Genomic DNA, 17097 nt, shown 5'->3' with positions numbered 1-17097 from the left:
CTCTTTGTCTTGTTCTCGAGCTGCCCATGCCTGGCCTACGCCGTTTTTCCTTACCGTTGATCGCTGCTTTTTTCGCGCTGTACGTGATTTGGGGATCGACCTACCTGGTGATTCGCATTGGCGTGCAGTACTGGCCGCCCTTGTTGCTGGCGGGTATCCGCTTCGTGATCGCCGGAACATTGATGTACGCGTTCCTGCGCTGGCGGGGTGCCCCGGCACCGACGTGGGCGCAATGGAAAGCGGCGGGGATCATCGGGATTTTGTTGCTGACCTTCGGTAACGGTGCGGTGAGCGTGGCTGAACACACCGGTGTCGCCTCCGGCGTTGCCGCGTTGGCGGTGGCGACGGTGCCGCTATTCACTTTGTTGTGTGGATATTTCTGGGGCGCGCGTAATACCCGTCTCGAATGGGCCGGGATCATGCTCGGGCTGATCGGTATCGCCATGCTCAACCTGGGTTCCAATCTGCAATCGAGCCCGTTGGGCGCGGCGTTGCTGGTGTTCGCGGCAGCGTCCTGGGCGTTCGGTTCGGTGTGGAGCAAACACTTGCCGTTGCCACAGGGCGCGATGGCCAGTGCGGTGGAAATGCTGGTGGGTGGCGTGGTGTTGTTGATCGGCAGCGCGGTAAGCGGTGAGCATCTGGAGGCTATGCCGCCGATCGAAGGTTGGGCCGCCTTGGCCTATCTGACGCTCTTCGGTTCGATCATTGCCTTCAACGCCTATATGTACCTGCTGAAACACGTGCGTCCGGCGGCGGCCACCAGTTATGCCTACGTCAACCCGGCGGTGGCGGTGTTGCTGGGGATTGTGTTCGTTGGCGAGACCATTGGTATCGAGGAAGCGCTGGCCATGGCGGTGATCATCAGTGCCGTGGTGTTGATCGGGTTGCCGCAGTGGCGCCGTGGTGCCGATCGGCCTGGCGTAGTGGTGCCGACAGAATCCCGCGCGAATTAGGGTAAACTGCGCGCCATTGCATCTTGTTTTGCACACTTGTTTTGAAAAACCCGCGCTGAATTTTCCTACGGTACTCCCATGACTTTCGCCACCCTTGGCCTGATCGAACCCTTGCTGCGCGCTCTCGAGACGCTCGGCTACCAGACCCCTACGCCGGTGCAGACACAAGCGATTCCGGCGGTGCTGGCCGGTCGTGACCTGATGGCCGCCGCCCAGACCGGCACCGGCAAGACCGCCGGTTTCGCTCTGCCGTTGCTGCAATTGCTGGCCATGGAAGGGCCGAAAGTCAGCGCCAACTCCGTGCGCGCACTGATCCTGGTGCCGACCCGCGAACTGGCTGAGCAGGTTCACGAAGCCGTGCGCCAGTATGCCGAGAATCTGCCGTTGAGCACGTACGCGGTGTACGGCGGCGTCAGCATCAACCCGCAAATGATGAAGCTGCGCAAGGGCGTCGACTTGTTGGTGGCGACTCCGGGCCGCTTGCTCGACCTGTTCCGTCAGAACGCGCTCAAGTTCAACCAGTTGCAAACCCTGGTGCTGGACGAAGCCGATCGCATGCTGGATCTGGGCTTTTCCGAAGAGCTGGGGAACATTTACCGCGTATTGCCGAAGAAGCGTCAGACGTTGTTGTTCTCTGCCACGTTCTCCGATGCGATCCGCCTGCTGGCCGGGCAAATGCTCAACGACCCGCTGAGCATCGAAGTCAGCCCGCGCAACGTCGCTGCCAACACCGTCAAGCAATGGGTGGTGACGGTGGACAAGAAGCGCAAGCCGGAGCTGTTCATTCACTTGATGCGCAAGGGCAAGTGGAAGCAGGTGCTGGTGTTCGCCAAGACCCGCAACGGCGTAGACGCGCTGGTGGAAAAACTCCAGGGCCTGGGCATCAATGCCGACGGCATCCACGGCGACAAACCTCAGGCGACCCGTCAGCGGGCACTGGATCGTTTCAAGGCCAGTGAAGTGCAGATCCTAGTCGCCACCGACGTGGCCGCGCGTGGTCTGGATATCGAAGATTTGCCATTGGTGGTCAACTTCGACCTGCCGATCGTGGCCGAGGACTACATCCATCGTATCGGTCGTACCGGCCGTGCGGGCGCAACCGGGCAGGCGATTTCGCTGGTGTGTGCCGATGAGGTGAATCAGCTGTCTGCCATCGAGATGTTGACCCGTCAGACGCTGACTCGTCAGATGGAGCAGGACTTCGAGCCTGAGCACCGCGTGCCGGATACCGATGCCAGCGGTCAGGTGGTCAAGAAACCGAAAAAACCGAAGAAGCCAAAAACCTCCAGTGGCGGCAAACGCAACCTGGGTAAATGGGTCGAAAGCGGTGATGCCTCGGCGCCGGAGCCTTCGATCAAGCCTGTGCGTAAAGTGCCGGTGTTTAACACCGGACCGCGTAAGCGTAAGCCGTAAAGAAGCAGTTATAAGCTATCAGCTGCAAGCGGCAAGCAGAAATGCGCCCGTCTTGCAGCTTATAGCTTGCCGCCGGCCTTGAGCCATTCCACCATCCCCAACCCCGCTGCTCGCCCACTGGCGAAACACGCGGTCAGCAGATAGCCGCCGGTCGGCGCTTCCCAATCGAGCATTTCCCCCGCGCAGAACACGCCGGGCAGTTGCTTGAGCATCAAACGTTCATCCATCGACTCGAACATCACGCCCCCCGCGCTGCTGATGGCCTCGTCCAATGGCCGGGTTTTCACCAGCGTCAGCGGCAATGCCTTGATCGCTTTGGCCAGCAGCGCCGGATCGCTGAAACAGTCGGCCGGTGTCAGTTCCCGCAACAGCGCCGCTTTCACGCCATCAAGCCCAAGCTGACTGTGCAGGTGTTTGGCCATGGAACGTGAGCCGCGCGGTTTGCTCAGCGCAGACTGAATTTTATCCACAGGCTTGCCCGGCAAAAGGTCGAGGTGAATGGTCGCCGAGCCGTGTTGATTGATCGCTTCACGGATCGGCGCCGACAGGGCATAGATCAGACTGCCTTCAATTCCCGTGGCGGTGATCACACATTCTCCAAGTCGCGGTACATCGTCATTGAGGCCAATGGCGATGTTTTTCAGCGGGGCGCCTGCGAATTTGCTGACCATCAATTCGCTCCAGGCCTGCACCTCGAAGCCGCAATTGCTCGGTTGCAGCGGCGCCAGTCCGACACCGCGCTGTTCCAGTGCCAACATCCAGGCACCGTCCGAACCGAGGCGCGACCAACTGCCGCCACCGAGGGCCAGCAGGGTGGCATCGGCTTGAACGGTTTTTTCCCCTTCAGGGCTGCGGATACACAAGTCACCGTTGTCATCCCAACCGAGCCAGCGATGGCGGGTATGGATAACGACGCCGGCATCGCGCAGGCGTTTGAGCCAGGCGCGCAACAGGGGCGCGGCTTTCATGTCGGTCGGAAACACCCGCCCGGAACTGCCGACAAAGGTTTCGATGCCCAGGTCATGAATCCATTGGCACAGCGCGTCGGCGCCAAAGGATCGCAGCAGCGGCGCAATTTGTGGCGCGCGTTCGGCGTAGCGCGAGAGAAACGCCGGGTAGGCTTCGGAATGGGTGATGTTCATGCCGCCGACTCCGGCGAGGAGGAATTTCCGCCCCACTGAAGGCATGCCGTCGTACAGGTCGACTTTGATCCCGGCCTGGCTCAGCACTTCAGCCGCCATCAAACCGGCGGGGCCGCCGCCGATGACAGCGACGTGAGGGGGGAGGGAAGTGGAAGGCTGGGTCATGGAATGCGCTGCGGTATGGCGGAATGAAGGCGGGCATTCTAGCAGTGCACGGTCACTGTGGGAGCGGGCTGGCCCGCGATAGCGGACTGTCAGGCAACAATGATGTTGAATGTACCGGCCACATCGCGGGCAAGCCCGCTCCCACAGGGATCATTGGTGTGTTCAAGAGCTGATCAAAAAACAACCACTCCGTTGCACGCTATAGGCAGCATGGCTTGCAAGCCCTTTCACTCAGGTTATCCACAGGCGGTTCCACAGGCATTGTGGGTAAAGACCCACACATCAATGACAACCTGATGACTGCCACACCCGTTGGGCGCTGTGGTGGAGGATGCCATGACGGCGTGCCAGGGCCTTGCGGTCTTTGCTGTAGCCGCCGCCAATCAGGCCGACCACCGGAATATCCCGGCCCAGGCAATGACGCATCACGCTTTCATCGCGAGCGGCGACGCCTTCGTCTGTCAGCTTCAGATAACCCAGGGCGTCGTCCTTATGCACATCGACGCCGGCGTCGTACAGCACCAGGTCCGGTTGGTAGAGCGGCAGCAAATAATTGAGGGCATCGTCCACCACTTTCAGGTAATCGGCATCGCCCATGCCCATCGGCAATGGAATGTCCCAATCACTTTCGGCTTTGCGTGCAGGAAAATTCTTTTCGCAGTGCAGGGAAACGGTGATCGCCTCAGGGGTGTTGTGCAGGATTCGTGCAGTCCCGTCGCCCTGATGCACATCACAGTCGAAGATCAGCACCCGATTCACTCGGCCACTTTCCAGCAGGTAATGGCTGATCACCGCCAGGTCATTGAAGATGCAGAACCCGGCGGGATGGTCGTAATGTGCGTGGTGGGTGCCGCCGGCCAGATGGCAGGCCAAACCATGCTCCAGTGCCTGTTCGGCCGCCAGCAGCGAACCGCCGACCGCCCGCACGGTGCGCCGGGCCAGCGCTTCACTCCAGGGCAGGCCGAGGCGTCGTTGATCTTCGCGGGACAATTCGCCGCCCATGTAGCGTTCGATATACGCAGGGTCATGGGCGAGGGCGAGGATCTCTGGCGGGCAGAGGTCCGGGCGCAGCAAGTCAGTGTCGCGGGCCAGGCCACTGTCCACCAAGTGATCGCGCAGCAGGCGAAACTTGTCCATGGGGAAGCGGTGATCCGCCGGGAACTCGGGGCTGTAGTCTTCGTGGTAGATCAGTGGCAGAGGCATGGCAGATTTATACAGCAAGGCAGGCAGGAATGAGTGAACGATCCTACCAGCGATGTAGACTCGCAGCATGGAAACGGGGGAGAAGGCACGATGGAGCCGATACTGGAACTCGAAAGCGCGCGACTGTTGTTACGGCAGTGGCGTGATGAGGATTTGCCGGCGTTTGCGGCGATGTGCGCCGATCCACAAGTGATGCGTTATTTTCCGGCACCCTTGAGTCGAGTGGAAAGTGCCTCGTTGATCGGGCGTATTCGCGGGCATTTTGCCGAGCATGGTTTCGGCCTCTGGGCACTGGAGCGCAAGGACACCGGGGCGTTCATCGGGTTTACCGGGTTGGGTGTGGTCGGCTTCGATGCGCCATTCACGCCGGCCACTGAGATCGGCTGGCGCCTGGCGCGCGAGCACTGGGGCCTGGGCTATGCCGGTGAGGCGGCGTGGACCGCTCTGCGCTGCGGGTTTGATCGGTTGGCACTGCAAGAGGTCGTCGCATTCACCACAAAGACCAATTTGCCATCCGGGAAAGTCATGCAAGCGATAGGCATGCACCATGCCCCCGCCGATGACTTCGAGCACCCGCGGCTTGCAGCCGATCATCCGCTGCGTCCCCACGTGCTGTACCGCATCACCCGTGAGCAATGGCTGCAAACCTTGCATGGATAAGCAGGCGCGGACGTTTACAATGGCCCTCATGTTGAAGCGGGCCATAAACTGAATCGACCGCTGCAGCCAAGACTGCGCGGCATTGCGTTGTGTGAGGAGAGTCTGAATGAGCCAAGTGTTGGAAGATCTGGTAGACCTGCTGACCCTGGAACCGATTGAAGAAAACCTGTTCCGTGGCCGCAGCCAGGACCTGGGTTTTCGCCAGTTGTTCGGCGGCCAGGTACTCGGCCAGTCCTTGTCGGCGGCCAGTCAGACCGTCGAGGCGGCGCGCCATGTGCATTCGATGCACGGTTATTTCCTGCGCCCGGGCGATGCCAAATTGCCGGTGGTGTATCAGGTCGATCGGGTGCGCGATGGCGGCAGTTTCAGCACGCGCCGGGTGACGGCGATCCAGAAGGGCCATCCGATTTTCACCTGCAGCGCCTCGTTCCAGTACGATGAAGAAGGCTTCCAGCACCAGACTGAGATGCCGCAAGTAGTCGGCCCGGAAAACCTGCCATCGGAGCTGGAACTCACCCAGCTCCAAGCGCACCTGATCCCCGAGCACATGCGTGAAAAACTGCTGTGCCCGAAACCGATCGAAGTCCGGCCGGTGACCGAGAAAGACCCCTACAACCCTCAACCTTCCGACCCGGTCAAATACGTCTGGTTTCGCGCCGATGGCGCCTTGGCGGACACGCCGGCGCTGCACAAATACCTGCTGGCCTACGCGTCGGACTTCGGTCTGCTGACCACTTCGATGCTGCCCCATGGCAAATCGGTCTGGCAGAAAGACATGCAGGTCGCCAGCCTCGACCACGCCTTGTGGTTCCACGCTGACCTGCGCGCCGATGACTGGTTGCTGTACGCCATGGACAGCCCGTGGGCCGGCAACTCGCGCGGATTCTCCCGCGGCAGCGTGTTCAACCGTGCCGGGCAACTGGTGGCTTCGGTCACTCAGGAAGGCCTGATTCGCCATCGCAAGGATTGGGCATGAGCCTGGCCCAGGTGCGGCACTGGGTGTTCGACATGGACGGCACCCTGACGGTGGCGGTGCATGACTTCGCGGCGATTCGCGTGGCGTTGGCGATTCCCGCCGAAGAGGACATCCTCACCCACCTGGCGGCACTGCCGGCCGATGAAGCCGCGGCCAAACATGCGTGGCTGCTGGAGCACGAGCGGGATCTGGCGTTGGGTTCGAAACCGGCGCCGGGCGCGGTGGAACTGGTGCGTGAGTTGGCCGGGCGCGGGTATCGCCTGGGCATCCTCACGCGCAATGCTCGTGAGCTGGCGCATGTCACGCTGGAGGCCATCGGCCTGGCTGATTGCTTTGCGGCAGAGGATGTCCTGGGCCGCGATGAAGCGCCGCCCAAGCCGCATCCTGGTGGATTGCTGAAACTGGCCGAAGCCTGGAAAGTGCCGGCGAGTGAAATGGTGATGGTCGGCGATTACCGCTTTGATCTGGATTGCGGGCGTGCGGCGGGGACACGGACGGTGCTGGTGAATCTGCCGGATAATCCGTGGCCTGAATTGACGGATTGGCATGCAGCCGATTGCGTGGCGTTGCGGCAGATGCTTTCGGCTTGAGGGCCTCTTCGCGGGCAAGCCTCGCTCCTACAGGTGATGTGACGTTCCTTGCTCACACCGCCACCTGTAGGAGCGAGGCTCGCCCGCGAAAGCGTCAGATCAGACACCACAAAAACTCACTGACCAAACAACACCTTCTGCCCCTCAGGCGAGGTCAACATTCCATCCCCATCATGCCCGACCCCGGGCACTTCGATCAGTTGCTGACTCAGCCCTTGTGGATGGCGCCGTTTCAGATAATTGAAATAGTGGCGGCCACGAATCAATCGAGAAGCACCTTGGGCTTTGGCCTCGCAACTTTTATCCAGCTGCGGATGATTCGGGTCGATGTCCTGCTGCCCGAGTAAATAAACGATGTCGCGTTTGACGTAGCTTTCTTCGAGTTGCGCAGGTGTTTGTCCCTCGGTATAGGCGGGCAGATCCGCCAGCCCGTACGTCCAGCGATTGAAATCCGGACATCCCGCGTGACTGAACGCCACCGGCCGTTGCTCATTGAAGTACGCGTACGACGAAGCATTGGCGATCACGTAGCGCACCTTCACGCCCTCCGCCTCGAGGGCTGGCTGAGGGTGGCTCAGCAAGGCATAACGTTGAACCACCTGAGCGCCGTCGGAATGGCCGGCGATGACGATTTGCTTCACGTCCGGAAACTGTCGCCGATCACCCAGGCGCGCGATGATTTCGTCGAGCGCCGCATAGGCGCTCAGCGTAAACGGCGCGGTGGATAAACCGCCGGCCATCCAGTCATTGCCTTGCCAGCGTAAAACGCTGTCCGGTACCGGATGGCTCGCGACGTCGGTTTCGTTGAGAAACTGCGGGGCGAGGACCAGGGTGTTGGCGCTTTGCCCGGCTTGCTCGGCAGCGCGTTCGGCGCTTTGGCGATAGGTTTCAGCATCGCGTAATTGACCATGGACGATGATCAGCACGCGTTCGATTTTTTCCGGTGTCGGGCCCAGGCTGACTGCGATTTCCCCGGCGCTCAACAGCAAACGCCCGGAACTGATCGCCTTGACCCCTTGCTCGGCAGCCTGGGTGCTTGCGCAGGTAATCAGCAGAGCCAGCAGCCACTTGCGCATCACAGATTCTTCGCCGCAAAGGTGTCGCACTGGCCGACCTGGCCCTGTGCGAACCCGGCCTTGAACCAGCGCACTCGCTGGGCCGACGTGCCGTGGGTGAAGGAGTCCGGCACCACGCGGCCCTGACCTTGCTGTTGCAAGCGGTCGTCGCCGATGGCGTTGGCGGCGTTCAAGGCTTCTTCGATGTCTCCGGGTTCCAGCCAGTTCAGACGTTTTTGCGCATTGTGGGCCCAGACGCCGGCCAGGCAATCGGCCTGCAATTCCTGACGCACCAGCAAACCATTGTCGCCTTCCATTTGCCGGCCCTGTTGGCGAGCGGCCTGAATCTTCGCGGAAACGCCGAGCAGGGTCTGCACGTGGTGCCCGACTTCGTGAGCAATCACGTAGGCCTGGGCGAAGTCGCCGGCGGCGGAAAAGCGTTGGGACATTTCCTGAAAGAAACTCATATCGAGGTAGACCTTCTGGTCAGCCGGGCAATAGAAAGGACCGGTCGCCGAAGTCGCCAGGCCGCAGGCCGAGTTGACGCGGTTGCTGAACAGAATCAGGGTCGGGTCTTTATATTGCCGATCGGCCTGCTGGAAAATCTGGCGCCAGGTGTCTTCGGTATCGCCGAGGATCGAGCGCACGAATTCGGCCCCTTCATCATTGGCCGGTGGCGCCTTGCGAGTTTGGGTGGGGGCCGGGGCTGACTGTTCGCTCATTTGCCCGGTCAGTTGACCGAGGATTTGCAGCGGGTCCTGGCCGGTGATCCAGCCGATCCCGACGATCAACAGGATCGCCGTCAGGCTCAGGCCCTTGCCTCCACCAAAACGCATACCACCGCCCCCACCACCGACATCATCGCCACGGGCATCGACCACGTTGTCGCTGCGTCGGCCTTTTTTCCAAAGCATGGGGGATCCTCTTTTTTGCCTGATGAAGGCGCATGGTGATGAGTGTTGCCGGTGAGTAGGTATGGCGCCAGTCCGGTCGTCTGACAGCCCTTGGCGCCAGGGGTTCTCGTCAGTGGCGACATTAGCGATTTCAGGGACGGACGGGTACTGCAGGTTCGGTCAAGCTTGCTGCGGTACAAGTTCCAGATTTTGCTTGCTCTGAGTTGTCTTTTAGAATCAGCCAAATTTCATTTGGAATCTCCCCATGGCAGGCAGTCAGATCGAACGTGTTTTCAGCGTGCTGGAAAGCCTTGCCGGTGAACCTCAAGGTCTACCGATGCAAACTCTCGCCGAGCAATTGGACATTCCCAAGAGCGCGACCCACCGTCTGCTCGCCGAACTGATTCGTCTGGGGTATGTGCGGCAGAATCCGCAAAACCTGCGCTATCACCTATCGACCAAACTGGTCGCGATGGGCTTTCGTTACTTGTCCGGCAGTGGTGCCGACATCGTCCAGCCAGTGCTGGATCGGCTGGCCCGGGAGACCGGCGAACTGGTGCGTCTGGGGGTAATCGAAGGCGAGCGCCAGACCTGGATCGCCAAATCCCAGGGCGCCCGTTCCGGCCTGCGCTACGACCCGGATATGGGGCGCGATGCGCCACTGTTCTATACCGCTTCCGGGCATGCGTGGCTGGCTAGCATGAGCGATGCCGAAGCGTTGTCGCTGGTTGAACGACAGGCTATCGAGACGCCCGAGGGCCTGGGCCCCAATGCGCCTCGCTCCAACATCGAACTGCTGGAGCGGCTGCGCCTGGCGCGGGAGCAAGGTTATGCCTGGGTCGAGGAAAGTTCGGCGGTAGGCACGTCGGCGATTGCTGCGGTTATCCGTCATCCCTTGCAGGGGCGAGTGATCGGCGTGCTCAGCATTGCCGGACCGAGCGCGCGGCTGCCGGGAGCGCGACTGCATGAACTGGCACCGATGTTGTTGGCCTTCACCCAAGAGCTGTCGGCAGCGAGTCAGGCGTCGGAACTCTTTAGCTGATGGCGCTTGCCCCCATCGATCTGAAGTCGATTAAAAACCGTGCGCTGTTCGCACACTTTCAATCGGTGCAACTATAAGAATCTGGAACCGGGTTCTAAATTACTGGAACTATCCCGCCAGAAGAGAACCTCGCCTTGACGTCGTCTATCAGCACCCCGCTCTGCGGCGTCCATCATCCTTTCAAAGGCATCCTGCTGGTGGTGGTCGCCACCTTTCTGTTTTCCAGCCATGACGCCTTGTCGAAATACCTCTGCGGGTTTTATCCGGTCGTCATGGTGGTCTGGGCTCGGTACGTGATTCATACCTTGTTGATGGCCGGGATTTTTCTCCCGCAATCCGGGTTGCGCGTCCTGCGCACCAAGCGGCCATTGCTGCAGTTGATGCGGGCGTTGTGCTTGTTGGCAACCAGTCTGCTGTTTACCGCTGCGCTGTTGTTCATTCCGTTGGCCGAAGCCACGGCGGTGAATTTTCTTGCACCGGTATTGGTGACGGCGTTGTCAGTGCCACTGCTCGGTGAGCAGGTGACGCGCGGCCAATGGCTGGCAGTGATTTGCGGGTTCATCGGGGTGTTGATCATCGTCCATCCCGGCGGCGAACTGTTCACGCCTGCGGTGTTGCTGCCGTTCTGCTCAGCGCTGTTTTTCTGTTTCTATCAGTTGCTCACCCGCAAGCTCAGCGAAATCGATAGCCCGACCACCAGCAATTTTTTCGCCGGGCTCTGCAATACGTTGGTGATGAGTGCGCTAGTGCCGTTCTTCTGGCAAGTCCCAAGCGTGGGGCATGGAGTTTTGATGGTGGCGCTGGGGGCGTGCGGAATGACGGCGCATCTGTTGCTGACCCAGGCCTTCCGTCATGCAGCGCCCGCGTTGTTGGCGCCGTTCGGCTATTGCCAGATTGTCTTTGCCGGTTTGCTGGGCTGGTGGCTATTTTCCCACACGCCGACTCTGACTGCGGTGATCGGGATCGTGGTGATTTGCTGCAGCGGGTTGGCAGCGGCGTGGCAACAACGGCGTCGACAAGAGGAGGGCGGCAGGCCTGGAATCAGGCCTGCCGGGGAAAGGGCGTTTACGCGGTGACGGTAGGAATCTTGCGCGGTGCCATGAAGTACATCCAGATCAGTGCGATGAAGTACATCGCCGGAATCATGGTGAACAGCACGGTGTAGTTGTTGTGGGTGACCGTCAGAATGTGGCCGACCAATTGGGTCATGAACATCCCGCCGATTGCCGCGCACATCCCGCCGAAGCCGAACACCGTACTCATCATGTGCTTGGGCGTGTAGTCCATTACCAGGCTCCAGATGTTCGCGGTCCAGGCCTGGTGCGCACCGATGGCCAGGGAGATGGCAAACACTGCGAGCCACAGGTTGCTCGAGCCGGCGGCCATGACCACGCCGATGATGCAGCAGGCGAACAGGAACATGGACATCAATCGCGCCTTGATCGGGTTGATCCCGCGGCCGATCAGGAACGAGGACAGAATCCCGCCGCCAACACTGCCGAAGTCAGCCGTGAGGTAGATGATGATCAGCGGAATACCCATCTGGGTCACGTTGATGCCCAGGTTGTATTGCTGATTGAGAAACGGCGGCAACCAGTACAGGTAGAACCAGAACACCGGCGCGGTGATCGAGTAGGCGAGGGCGAAGGCCCAGGTGCCACGCATGCGCAGGATTCGCGAGAACGGTACGCGGGATTGTTCCGGCTCGACTTCTTTCTGGATGTAGTCCAGTTCCGACTGTTTGACGCTCGGGTGATCTTCAGGGTTGAAGTACTTCAAACCCCAGAACAACAACCAGATACCGCCCAGTGCCGCCATGCACAGGAACGCGGCTTGCCAGCCCCAGGCGTGGAGGATCAGCGGCAGTAGCATGGGCGTGAACATCGCGCCGACGTTGGTACCGGCGTTGAAGATGCCGGTGGCCACGGCGCGCTCGCCAGCGGGGAACCACAACCGGGTGGTTTTCACGCAGGCCGGGTAATTCGCCGCTTCAGTCAAACCGAGAATGAACCGGCAGACCATGAAGCCCACCGCCGAAGTGGCCAGGCCGTGAGCGCCGGTGGCCAGGCTCCAGAGCAGCACCGCGCAGAAGAACACGCGTTTGACGCCGACCCGGTCGATCAACCGGCCCTGCAGCACGAAGCCGATGGCGTAGCCGACCTGAAACCAGAAGTTGATGTTGGCGTAGTCCATCGCCGTCCAGCTCATTTCCTTGGCCAGGATCGGCTGCATCACGCCCAGGGCGGCGCGGTCGATGTAGTTCAGGGTGGTGGCGAAAAACACCAGCGCCAGCATCCCCCAGCGGGTTTTACCGACGGCCATGGCGCCGCGGATTTTGTCACCGATGCCGCCAGTGGCGACGCCGATGGCCGGAGCCACGCGAGAGCTTTGAGAAGGAATCATATGTATGTGCCATCCATTCAATGACTGACAAGCATGGCTTGTCGGGACTTCAAGGGCGCGTGATCAATCGATGGCGCCAGGGCGCGGGTGTGATTGATCGGCTGAGGTGTTTTCGTCGGGCTGACGACAACGGGTTATTCAGCGAGCGGCACGCTTCGGCCCAGAGGGCGCAAGGTTCGGATGGACGCCAGGCACGGCGTGAGGGCGGTTGAGCAAGCAAGCAAGCAAGGCGTTGAATGAGTGCATGAGCGTGTACCCGTTTTTTGAAATTTTTATGTGGTGTTCAGGGTCTTTGGTAACCGAGTCCATGGGTTCGTGGCCGGACTCAATGTGGTGTCGATGTTGCGCAGTGGACGAAAAATCGTCAATTCGCCAACCGCCATTGTGTTCGATAATCGCCCGCAAAACTAACCGGGTAGTACACTTTGAATTGCTGTGTGGATTCGTCAAGCCAATAATTTGCCTAACAAGAATGTCCCCACCACCGGGAGTCGACACATGCAGCGTTCCATAGCCACCGTTTCCTTGAGCGGCACCTTGCCGGAAAAACTCGAAGCCATTGCCGCCGCCGGTTTTGACGGCGTGGAGATTTTCGAGAACGACCTTCTCTACTACGACGGCAGTCCGAGGGAAATCAGGCAGATGTGCGCCGATCTCGGAATCGCCATCACGCTGTTTCAACCCTTTCGGGATTTCGAAGGTTGCCGCCGCGATTGCCTGCCACGCAATCTGGAGCGGGCCGAGCGCAAGTTCGATCTGATGCAGGAACTGGGCACTGACCTGGTGCTGGTGTGCAGCAACGCCTCGGCCGATTCGATCGGTGATGAGCGGATTCTGATTGATGATTTGCACCAGCTCGCCGAACGGGCCGCTAGTCGAGGCCTGCGAATCGGCTATGAAGCGCTGGCCTGGGGCCGGCATGTGAACACCTGGCAACAGGTGTGGAACATCGTTCGCCAGGCTGATCATCCAAGCCTCGGCGTGTTGCTGGACAGTTTTCATACGCTATCGCTCAAGGGCGACCCGAGTGCCATCGCCCAGATCCCCGGCGACAAGATCTTCTTCGTGCAAATGGCCGATGCGCCGATATTGGCCATGGACGTGCTGGAGTGGAGCCGGCATTTCCGCTGCTTCCCGGGCCAGGGCGAATTCGATCTGCCGGGCTTCCTCGCGCCCATCATCAAGAGCGGCTACACCGGGCCGCTGTCGCTGGAGATCTTCAACGACGGCTTCCGCGCCGCACCGCCACGGGCCAACGCCGCCGACGGTTTGCGTTCGCTGTTGTATCTGGAAGAGAAAACCCGCCAACGTCTGGAACAGGAAGCCACGCCCGCAGTCAATCGCGACATTCTGTTCCAAACCCCAAGTGCCAGCGAATACAACGGCATCGAATTTCTTGAATTCGCTGTGGATGAAAACCTCGGCGCCAAGCTGTCCCATTGGTTGGAGCGGCTGGGTTTCGTCAAGGCCGGGCAGCACCGTTCCAAGAGCGTCAGCCTGTTGCGTCAGGGCGATATCAACCTGATCCTCAACTCCGAGCCTTATTCTTTCGCCCACAGTTTTTTCGAGGCCCACGGCCCATCGCTTTGCGCCACCGCCGTGCGGGTCAAGGACAGCGCCAGCGCGCTGGCCCGTGCCGTGGCTTACAAAGGCCAGCCTTATCGCGGACTCGTTGGCCCCAACGAGCTGGAACTGGCAGCGGTGCGAGCGCCGGACGGCAGTCTGATTTATCTGGTGGACAAGGACGCTGACGTCTACGGCACCGACTTCAACCTGCAACCGACGGCCGTGGCCAGCGGTGGCCTCAAACACATCGACCACATGGCGATGGCACTGCCCGCCGACAGCCTCGACAGTTGGGTGCTGTTCTATAAAAGCCTGCTGGATTTCGAAGCCGACGATGAAGTGGTGCTGCCCGACCCGTATGGTTTGGTGAAGAGTCGCGCATTGCGCAGCCGTTGCAGTTCGATCCGTCTGCCGCTGAACATTTCCGAGAACCGCAACACGGCTATCTCACACGCGCTGTCGAGTTATCGCGGTTCCGGCGTGCATCACATCGCTTTCGATTGCGACGACATCTTTGCCGAAGTCAGCCGCGCCAAGGAGGCGGGCGTGCCGCTGCTGGATATCCCGCTCAACTACTACGATGATCTCGCCGCGCGGTTCGATTTCGACGATGAATTCCTTAGCGAGCTGGCCTATTTCAACGTGCTCTATGACCGCGATGCTCAGGGTGGCGAGCTGTTTCATGTGTACACCGAGCCGTTCGAAGGGCGGTTCTTCTTTGAAATCATTCAGCGCAAAAACGGCTACGCAGGTTACGGCGCGGCTAATGTGGCCGTGCGACTGGCGGCCATGGCCAAATCGCGAAGTGGTGGCGTACGTCAGGCAAAGTTGTAGGAAAATCGTAAACACGGAGACAAAACTGCTGCCTCGCGCCTTCCTTCACCGGGCGCGGCAGCCCATAATCGCCAGCTTGTGCAGTGATGGCCGTGAGCCCGCAATGACAATAATTACAGAACTCTCCGCAGCGCCCGAAAAGCCGATTGCCGAACCTCGCAAGAGTCGCAAGAACAACCCGGAAAAGACCCGCGAGAACATTCTTCAAGAGGCCATTGTCGAGTTCGTTCAGCAGGGACTTTCCGGTGCGCGCGTCGATGCAATTGCCGAACGCATCCACACTTCAAAACGCATGATCTATTACTACTTCGGCAGTAAGGAACAGCTCTATGTCGAGGTGCTGGAGAAACTCTACGGGGATATCCGCAGCACCGAGAACCGTTTGCACCTGGCCGAACTGGCGCCGGTGGAAGCGATTCGCCGTCTGGTGGAATTCACCTTCGATCATCATGATCGCAACGTCGATTTCGTGCGTATCGTCAGCATCGAGAACATTCACAATGCCGAGTATGTGAAGCGCTCCGATGCGATCAAGGCGATGAATAACACCATCCTCGATTCACTGGGCGAGATTTTGCGTCGCGGCTGCGAAGAAGGTGTATTCCGCACCGACCTCGATCCATTGGATGTGCATCTGCTGATCAGCTCGTTTTGCTTCTATCGTGTGTCGAACCGTCATACCTTCGGTGAGATCTTTCAAATCGACTTGCCGGACGAAAGCATCAAGCAGCGTCATCGGGAGATGATTTGCGAGTCGGTTTTGCGATATCTGCAGGCCTGATTTGTAGGTCCCTTAAAAGATCGCAGCCTCGTTTCACTCGACAGCTCCTACAAGTACCCATATCCCTGTAGGAGCTGTCGAGTGAAACGAGGCTGCGATCTTTTGATCTTCAACCATTCATGCTCTGAAAATGCGCCAGCATCCGCTGGGCATCCGGCACCACGCCGCTGAACAATTCAAACGCTTTCACCGCCTGAAATACCGCCATGTTGCCGCCATCCAGTGTTCGGCAACCCAGCGCGCGAGCGTTGCGCAGCAGTTCGGTTTCCAGTGGGAAGTAGACGATCTCCGCAACCCACAGCTGCGCCCGAAGCAGCTCTACCGGTACGGGCATGCCCGGCAGCTTTTTCATGCCCACTGGCGTGGTATTCACCAGCCCGTCTGCCTGGCCCAACGTGCCTGGCAAATCATGCCCGGCCACGGCGCGGCCGAAACCAAAATGCTGGTTGAGGTTGTTCGCCAGCGACTGAGCGCGACTTTGATCCACATCGAAAATGCTCAGCAACTGTACGCCTTCGCTCAATAGCGCGTGGGCCACTGCCGCGCCTGCGCCACCAGCGCCCATTTGTACGACGCGCTCAAGAGCAACATCCTGCAAGCCACGGCGAAAGCCTTCGGCAAAACCCAGGCAATCGGTGTTGTGGCCGATGCGTTTGCCGTCCTTGAGCACCACCGTGTTCACCGCACCAATACCGCGGGCTTCCGGCGACAATTCGTCCAGCAGCGGGATGATCGTCTGCTTGCACGGGAAGGTAATGTTTAGCCCGGTGAAATTCATCCGTTCGGCGGCCATTAACAGGTCGGGCAGGGCACTGCTGTCGAGTTTCAACTGATCCAGATCGATCAACCGATAGAGGTAACGCAAGCCCTGCGCATCACCTTCATGTTCGTGCAGCGCGGGAGTGCGGGAAGCTTGAATGCCGGCACCGATCAGCCCGGCCAATACCACGGTGTTCTGTGTCATGACATTTAACCTTCCAAACGATGGCTGAAATGCTCCAGCGCCAAACGATAGCCGTGGCTGCCGAAACCGCACATGACCGCCGTGGCGATGGACGAAACAAAGGAGTGATGCCGGAAGGGTTCACGGGCATGGACGTTGGACAGGTGTACTTCGATCACCGGCAGCTCGCTGGCGACCAGGGCGTCACGAATGGCGACCGAGGTGTGAGTCCACGCGGCCGGGTTGATGACGATCCCGGCGCAGCGGCCACGGGCGGCGTGAATCCAGTCGAGCAATTCGCCTTCATGGTTGGTCTGGCGAAACTCCACTGTCAGGCCAAATTCTTCGGCCGCGCGACCGCACAGTGCGGAAATATCCGCCAGGGTTTCATGGCCATAAGTCGCCGGTTCACGGGTGCCCAGCAGGTTCAGGTTCGGGCCGTTGAGCACCAGAACGATAGGGGACATCGGGTCTCTCC

15 protein-coding genes and 1 pseudogene are annotated in these 17097 nt (G+C 60.0%); 9 read left to right on the top strand and 7 right to left on the bottom strand.

Translation table 11 applies throughout. The features are described 5' to 3' along the window. Positions 1–26: 26 nt before the first annotated feature. Positions 27–953, top strand: a complete 927-nt coding sequence (yedA, locus tag BZL43_RS19875; RefSeq protein WP_095633873.1) for a drug/metabolite exporter YedA — start codon at positions 27–29, stop codon at positions 951–953. 78 nt (positions 954–1031) lie between these two features. Next, on the top strand, positions 1032–2366 hold the full coding sequence (locus tag BZL43_RS19870; RefSeq protein ID WP_095633872.1) for a DEAD/DEAH box helicase: 1335 nt from the start codon (positions 1032–1034) through the stop codon (positions 2364–2366). Between the two features lie 59 nt (positions 2367–2425). Here the strand turns inward: BZL43_RS19870 and BZL43_RS19865 are convergent, their stop codons facing one another. Continuing rightward, on the bottom strand, positions 2426–3673 hold the full coding sequence (locus tag BZL43_RS19865; protein ID WP_095633871.1) for a TIGR03862 family flavoprotein: 1248 nt from the start codon (positions 3671–3673) through the stop codon (positions 2426–2428). A gap of 282 nt (positions 3674–3955) precedes the next feature. Next, positions 3956–4876, bottom strand: coding sequence for a histone deacetylase (locus BZL43_RS19860; protein ID WP_095633946.1), 921 nt, complete (start codon positions 4874–4876; stop codon positions 3956–3958). 90 nt (positions 4877–4966) lie between these two features. Between BZL43_RS19860 and BZL43_RS19855 the strand changes: the two genes are divergently transcribed. The 3 genes from BZL43_RS19855 to BZL43_RS19845 all read left to right on the top strand — a co-directional run bounded on the left by BZL43_RS19855 (position 4967) and on the right by BZL43_RS19845 (position 7102). Next, positions 4967–5536 carry a GNAT family N-acetyltransferase gene (locus tag BZL43_RS19855; protein ID WP_095633870.1) on the top strand — a complete coding sequence of 190 codons (570 nt, stop codon included), beginning with the start codon at positions 4967–4969 and terminating at the stop codon, positions 5534–5536. A gap of 106 nt (positions 5537–5642) precedes the next feature. Beyond that, positions 5643–6512, top strand: coding sequence for an acyl-CoA thioesterase II (gene tesB / locus BZL43_RS19850; protein WP_095633869.1), 870 nt, complete (start codon positions 5643–5645; stop codon positions 6510–6512). After that, complete coding sequence (locus tag BZL43_RS19845; RefSeq protein ID WP_095633868.1) at positions 6509–7102, top strand: HAD family hydrolase; 594 nt, start codon at positions 6509–6511, stop codon at positions 7100–7102. The genes tesB and BZL43_RS19845 overlap by 4 nt, the downstream gene beginning before the upstream one ends. A 116-nt stretch (positions 7103–7218) precedes the next feature. On the opposite strand, the gene BZL43_RS19840 is transcribed toward BZL43_RS19845, so the two are convergent. Together BZL43_RS19840 and BZL43_RS19835 are read right to left on the bottom strand one after the other, a co-directional pair. After that, positions 7219–8178, bottom strand: coding sequence for an N-acetylmuramoyl-L-alanine amidase (locus BZL43_RS19840; protein ID WP_095633867.1), 960 nt, complete (start codon positions 8176–8178; stop codon positions 7219–7221). Next, the gene (locus BZL43_RS19835) at positions 8178–9071 is read right to left on the bottom strand and encodes a neutral zinc metallopeptidase (protein WP_095633866.1); all 894 of its coding nucleotides are present in this window, start codon (positions 9069–9071) and stop codon (positions 8178–8180) included. Before BZL43_RS19835 ends, BZL43_RS19840 begins: the two co-directional genes overlap by 1 nt. Positions 9072–9315: 244 nt before the next feature. Between BZL43_RS19835 and BZL43_RS19830 the strand changes: the two genes are divergently transcribed. Together BZL43_RS19830 and BZL43_RS19825 are read left to right on the top strand one after the other, a co-directional pair. Further along, a complete protein-coding gene (locus BZL43_RS19830) occupies positions 9316–10092 on the top strand; it encodes an IclR family transcriptional regulator (protein WP_095633865.1) in 777 nt (258 codons plus the stop codon). A 134-nt stretch (positions 10093–10226) separates the two neighbouring features. Continuing rightward, positions 10227–11108, top strand: a pseudogene (locus tag BZL43_RS19825) (DMT family transporter); the annotation flags it as partial. 49 nt (positions 11109–11157) lie between these two features. On the opposite strand, the gene BZL43_RS19820 reads toward BZL43_RS19825, so the two are convergent. Further along, positions 11158–12495, bottom strand: a complete 1338-nt coding sequence (locus BZL43_RS19820) for an MFS transporter (RefSeq protein WP_095633863.1) — start codon at positions 12493–12495, stop codon at positions 11158–11160. A gap of 498 nt (positions 12496–12993) precedes the next feature. Between BZL43_RS19820 and quiC the strand changes: the two genes are divergently transcribed. Both quiC and BZL43_RS19810 read left to right on the top strand, forming a co-directional pair. Continuing rightward, positions 12994–14895, top strand: a complete 1902-nt coding sequence (gene quiC, locus BZL43_RS19815) for a 3-dehydroshikimate dehydratase QuiC (protein WP_095633862.1) — start codon at positions 12994–12996, stop codon at positions 14893–14895. A gap of 103 nt (positions 14896–14998) precedes the next feature. Next, complete coding sequence (locus BZL43_RS19810) at positions 14999–15676, top strand: TetR family transcriptional regulator (protein WP_095633861.1); 678 nt, start codon at positions 14999–15001, stop codon at positions 15674–15676. 109 nt (positions 15677–15785) lie between these two features. On the opposite strand, the gene BZL43_RS19805 is transcribed toward BZL43_RS19810, so the two are convergent. Together BZL43_RS19805 and aroQ are read right to left on the bottom strand one after the other, a co-directional pair. Further along, positions 15786–16640 carry a shikimate dehydrogenase gene (locus BZL43_RS19805; RefSeq protein WP_095633860.1) on the bottom strand — a complete coding sequence of 285 codons (855 nt, stop codon included), beginning with the start codon at positions 16638–16640 and terminating at the stop codon, positions 15786–15788. A gap of 5 nt (positions 16641–16645) precedes the next feature. After that, positions 16646–17086 (bottom strand): type II 3-dehydroquinate dehydratase, encoded by a 441-nt coding sequence (aroQ, locus tag BZL43_RS19800; protein ID WP_008070016.1) that lies wholly within the window; start codon positions 17084–17086, stop codon positions 16646–16648. Positions 17087–17097: the final 11 nt, after the last annotated feature.

Source organism: Pseudomonas sp. PICF141 (genome assembly GCF_002286815.1).
Lineage (GTDB): Bacteria > Pseudomonadota > Gammaproteobacteria > Pseudomonadales > Pseudomonadaceae > Aquipseudomonas.
The sequence above is the reverse complement of the archived record's forward strand: the minus strand, read 5'-3'. Positions and strand labels throughout refer to the sequence as shown.